The organism is Streptomyces alkaliphilus (assembly GCF_014141535.1).
Taxonomy (GTDB): domain Bacteria; phylum Actinomycetota; class Actinomycetes; order Streptomycetales; family Streptomycetaceae; genus Streptomyces; species Streptomyces alkaliphilus.
Window position 1 is genome coordinate 1 of sequence record NZ_VKHT01000346.1, and the last position, 4,886, is coordinate 4,886.

At 70.9% G+C, this 4,886-nt stretch carries 4 protein-coding genes; 1 reads left to right on the forward strand and 3 read right to left on the reverse strand.

All coding sequences use genetic code 11. From position 1 onward, the window contains the following. Positions 1-86: 86 nt before the first annotated feature. From FNQ90_RS12680 to FNQ90_RS12690, 3 genes are all read right to left on the reverse strand, one after another. Positions 87-992, reverse strand: coding sequence for a carbohydrate ABC transporter permease (locus FNQ90_RS12680; RefSeq protein WP_182606472.1), 906 nt, complete (start codon positions 990-992; stop codon positions 87-89). Beyond that, complete coding sequence (locus FNQ90_RS12685; protein ID WP_182606473.1) at positions 992-1,891, reverse strand: carbohydrate ABC transporter permease; 900 nt, start codon at positions 1,889-1,891, stop codon at positions 992-994. Before FNQ90_RS12685 ends, FNQ90_RS12680 begins: the two co-directional genes overlap by 1 nt. Before the next feature lie 130 nt (positions 1,892-2,021). Then, positions 2,022-3,314, reverse strand: coding sequence for an ABC transporter substrate-binding protein (locus tag FNQ90_RS12690; RefSeq protein ID WP_182606474.1), 1,293 nt, complete (start codon positions 3,312-3,314; stop codon positions 2,022-2,024). Positions 3,315-3,735: 421 nt separating this feature from the next. On the opposite strand from FNQ90_RS12690, the gene FNQ90_RS12695 reads away from it, so the two are divergent. Beyond that, on the forward strand, positions 3,736-4,854 hold the full coding sequence (locus tag FNQ90_RS12695; RefSeq protein ID WP_143621403.1) for an ROK family transcriptional regulator: 1,119 nt from the start codon (positions 3,736-3,738) through the stop codon (positions 4,852-4,854). The last annotated feature ends 32 nt before the right edge of the window (positions 4,855-4,886 follow it).

Here is a 4,886-nt window from a genome sequence, read left to right on the forward strand (position 1 = left end):
GGGAAACGCGGGCGGGCCCCCGTGCGCTCTCGTCGCGCGGGGGCCCGCCCGGGCCCTCCCATCCCCGCCGGGCGGGGTGGCGTCGGTCAGCTCTTCACGGAGCCGGACATCAGTCCGCCGATGAAGTACTTGCCGAGCACGATGTAGACCACCAGGGTCGGCAGCGAGGCGAAGAGCGCGCCCGCCATGGAGACGCCGTAGTTCTGCAGCAGGGCGCCGTTGGCGAGGTTGTTCAGCGCGAGGGTGACCGGCCCGTTGTTGTAGGAGGAGAAGAACACCGCGAACAGGAAGTCGTTCCACGCCGAGGTGAACTGCCAGATCAGCACGACCACGAAGCCGGGCAGGGAGATCGGCAGGATCACCGAGGCGTAGGTGCGCAGCATCCCGGCGCCGTCCACCCGGGCCGCCTCGACCAGCTCGTGCGGCACGGTCTGGTAGTAGTTCCGGAAGATCAGTGTGGTGATCGGGATGCCGAAGACCACGTGCAGCAGGATCAGCGTGGGGATGCCGCTGGGCAGTCCGAGGTCCAGGACCAGCTGGTTCAGCGGGATGATCACCGCCTGGTACGGGATGAACATCCCGAACAGGATCAGGGTGAACACCAGGTTGGCTCCCCGGAAGGACCAGCGCGAGAGCACGAAGCCGTTGATGGAGCCGAGGACGGCGGCGAGGATCGCCGAGGGCACCACCATCTGGAGGGTGCGCCAGATGGAGGGGGCCAACGCGTCCCGGGCCGCCGTCCAGTTGTCGAGCGTCCACGTGGTGGGCAGTGCCCAGGCCCGTGCGGGCGAGGCGTCGCCCGCGCCCTTGAAGCTGGTCACCAACAGGACGTAGACGGGCACCAGCACCACCGCGAGGAAGAACAGCAGGGCCGCGTAGCGCAGGGTGCGGGCGAGGCCGAAGGGGTTCTTGCGGGGCGGCGTGGTCGCCGGCTCGTTCGGGACTCCCGCGAGGTCCCGCGGCGGGACCGCCGGCGTGGTGGTCGCGGTCATCAGGACTCCTTGCGGTGCGTGCGGACGAGATAGGGCACGACCACCAGGGCCACGATGACCAGCAGGATCATGCCCACGGCGGCGGCGTTCGCGTAGTCGAAGCTCGACTTGTACACGTACATGTCCACCGCGGGGACCTTCGTCTGGTAGTTCGCCGGCTTCGAGATCGACATGATCAGGTCGAAGGACTTCAGCGACATGTGGCCGATGATGACCAGCGCGGAGAGCGCGACCGGGGACAGCTGCGGGAACAGGACGTGCCGGTAGAGCTGCCAGGTGGTGGAGCCGTCCACCCGGGCGGCCTCGCGCAGTTCCTCCGGGATGCCGCGGAAGCCGGCGAGGAAGAGTGCCATCACGTACCCCGACAGCTGCCAGATCGCCGGGACGGCGATGGCGATGATGCCGTAGGAGACGTTGTTCCACCAGTTGTTCTGGAGGAAGTCCAGCCCCACCATCTGGAAGAGGCGGTTGAGGCCGGTGGCGCTCTCGCCCTGGTTGGAGTTGAGCAGCCACCGCCACACCACACCGGAGGCGACGAAGGAGATCGCCATCGGGAAGAGGTAGATCGAGCGGAAGATGCCCTCTCCCCTGAGGGGGCGCTCCAGCAGCCAGGCCCACAGGAAGCCCATGAGCATGGTGCCGCAGAGGAAGACCACGGTGTAGAGGAAGAGGTTCTTCAGCGAGTGCTGGAACGCCTCGCTGGTCAGCAGCGCCGTGTAGTTCTCGAACCACACGGTCTCCGAGGGCTGCTGTCCCGTGGCCTGGCCCGCCGTGTGGATGTCGGTCAACGACGTCCGGAAGTTGGCGGCGATGAGCCCGTAGACGAAGACGCCCACGAGAATCAGTGAGGGGGCGAGCAGCAGCAGCGGCGCCCCGACCCTTTTGAGGGTTCTGGTCATCGAATGTCTCCCTGGGGTGACGCGGCGCGTCGCCGGAGGAGGACCTCCTCCGGCGACGGACCGCGTCACGATCCGGCCCCGGGGCCGCCCCGTGGTGCGGCGGAGCGGCCCCGGGCGTGCGCGGGCCGGCTCAGCCGGCGTTGGCGGCGGCGAGTTCGGACTGGAAGGTCGCGACGTCGGAGGCGCCGGAGGTGAACTTGCTGGTGGCGTCCGAGATCGAGTTGAGCACGGACACCGGGGTCGCCGCGCCGTGGGCGAGGGAGGAGACGATCGTGTCCTCGCCGAAGGACTCGATGGCGGTCTGCTGGTACTCGGAGAACTCGGCCGGGTCGGCGTCGGTGCGCGCCGGGATGGAGCCCTTGGCCTTGTTGAAGGCGGTCTGGCCCTCCAGGGAGCCCGCGGTCTCCAACCAGGCCCTGGCGCCCGCCTCGTTGGGCACGTCCACCGGCAGGGTGAAGGAGTCGGCGAGGAAGTCGAAGACGCCGTCGGTGCCGGGGACCGGGAAGGCGGTGAAGTCGGTGCCCAGGACCTTGCCCTGCTCCTCGAAGGCCGCGACCGCCCAGTCGCCCATCACGTTGAAGGCGGCGTTGCCGTCGATCACCATCTGGGTGGCCTCGGGCCAGTCCAGGCCGTCCCGGTCGCCGTTGGTGTAGCCCATGGCCCGCTCGAAGCTCTCCAGGGCCTCGGTGACCTCGGAGCTCTCCCAGTCGGTGGAGCCGTTCCACAGGCCGGTGTAGGCGTCGGGGCCCAGGTCGGCCAGCAGGACGGTCTCCAGCAGGTGCACCTGGGTCCAGGCGGTGGCCACGGACAGCGGGGTGACGCCCGCCTCCTGGAGGGTGTCGAGGTCCTCGAACCACTCGTCCAGGGAGGCGTACTCCTTCTCCGGGTCGATGCCGTTGTCCTCGAGCACGGTGGGGTTGGCCCACACCACGTTGGCCCGGTGGACGTTGGTGGGGATCGAGTAGATGTTCCCCTCGTGGGTCAGCAGGTCCACCAGGTCGGGCGGGAAGGCGTCCCGGAGCTGGAAGTCGTTGAAGAGGGGCGAGACGCTCTGCAGCTGACCGGCGTTGATGTAGTCGAGGAGCTCCAGACCGGCGTGGGCCTGGAAGGTGTCCGGCGGGTCGCCCGCCTGGAGCCGGGACTGGAGCAGGTCCTTCGCCGCCGACCCGGCGCCACCGGCGACGGCCCCGTTCACGAACTCCACATCGGGGTGCTGCTCGTTGAAGACGCCGACCAGGGCGTCCAGGCCGGCCTTCTCGGAGCCGGCCGCCCACCAGGTGAAGACCTCGACGCTGCTGCCGGCGGCCCCGTCCTCACCGGAGCCGGAGTCGTTGCCGTCGTCCGAGCCGCCGCACGCCGAGAGGGTGAGGCCGGCGATGACGGCACCGGCCACCGCCATTCTGGTTCCGTGCTTGCCACGCATGTGCATTCCCTACGCCTTCGTTGCCGTACCGGGTGCCGACGGCTCCGGGAGGGGGCACCGCCGACCGGCCACCGGGAGCGTCCCCCGTGGTCCGGCGCCCATCAAAGGCCCGCCCTTCATTGAAGTCAAGAAGTGAATCCAAAGAAGCTCCGAATCGTGTCCCGGCATCGGGTCGTGTACTCAAGGAGGTGGTCGCCCCGGGGAGGGGGGCGGCCCCGGGGCGCCGGAGGCCGGCTGGGAGACCAGCGGGGCCCGCCGGCTTTCGTCGCCGTTCGTCACGGTTCGTCGGCCTTCATCGGGCTTCATCGCGGTTCGCCTCGGGGTGCCGGCGGGGCCGGGGGGTATCCTGACCGCCGTGCGCACTGACCGGGTGACACCGGGTTCGCAGACTTCACTGCGTGAGGCCAACCGAGCTCGGATCGTGGCGGCCGTCCAGCGGCGTGGGGCCCTCACGCAGATCGAGCTGGCCGGTGTCACCGGCCTGTCCCCGGCCACGGTGTCCAACATCGTCAAGGAGCTGACCGCCGCCGGGGTCCTGCACACCTCCCCCTCCACCCGCAGCGGCCGGCGGGCCCTGCAGGTCAGCCTCGCCCGCAACCTGGGCCTGGTCGCCGGCGTGCACTTCGGCAACCGCTCGCTGCGCGTCGCCCTCGCCGACGCCTCCCTGCGGGTCCTCGCCGACCAGCGGATGCCGCTCGCCCCCGATCACCGCGCCGACGTCGGCCTGCGCCGCGCCGCGCTCCTGGTCACGGAGATGGTCGAGTCGGTCGACGCCGGCCCCGAGGAACTCCTCGCGATGGGCGTGTGCATCCCCGCGCCGGTGGACCGCCGCACCGGCGGCATCACCACGGTCGGCATGATGCGCGGCTGGGACGGGATGCCCCTGCCCGAACTCCTCGGGGAGGAATTGGACGTACCGGTCGTCGTCGAGAACGACGCCAACCTCGGCGCCCTCGCCGAGACCCGTTTCGGCGCCGCCGTCGGCCACGACCCCGTGGTCTACCTGCGGGTCTCCCACGGCGTCGGCGGAGGCATCGTCCTCGGCGGTCAGCTCGTCCACGGCCGTGCGGGCGGCGCCGGTGAGATAGGGCACGTGACGATCGACGAGCACGGCCCGATCTGCCGCTGCGGCAACCGCGGCTGCCTGGAGACCTTCGTCGGCGCGCCCGCCCTCCTCGGCATGCTGGCCGGCAGCCACGGCAACCTCACCCTGGGGGACCTCATCGGCCGGGCCGCCGAGGGCGACCCCGGCTGCCGCCGCGTGCTCGCCGACACCGGACGGCACCTCGGAGTGGCCGCCGCCAACATCTGCAACCTCATCGACCCCGGGATCATCGTGGTGGGCGGGCGACTCGCGGAGGCCGGTGACCTGCTCCTGGACCCGATGCGCGCCGTCGTGGAGCAACGCACCATGCCCAGCGCCGCCGGCCCGCCCGGCGTGGCCGCCGCCGCCCTCGGCGCGGCGGCCGAGGTCCGCGGCGCGCTCGCGGTGGCCCTCGACACCGCCCGGGTCTCCGGCGCGCTGGGAGTCGGCCCGTGATCACGCCCCGCGCCCCCCGCCGCGCCGAGGGC

What these genes read in the sequence shown, in the direction of transcription:
- FNQ90_RS12680 (WP_182606472.1), bottom strand. Translation starts at nt 992, where the DNA reads ATGACCGCGACCACCACGCCGGCGGTCCCGCCGCGGGACCTCGCGGGA.
- FNQ90_RS12690 (WP_182606474.1), bottom strand. Translation starts at nt 3,314, where the DNA reads ATGCGTGGCAAGCACGGAACCAGAATGGCGGTGGCCGGTGCCGTCATC.
- FNQ90_RS12685 (WP_182606473.1), bottom strand. Translation starts at nt 1,891, where the DNA reads ATGACCAGAACCCTCAAAAGGGTCGGGGCGCCGCTGCTGCTGCTCGCC.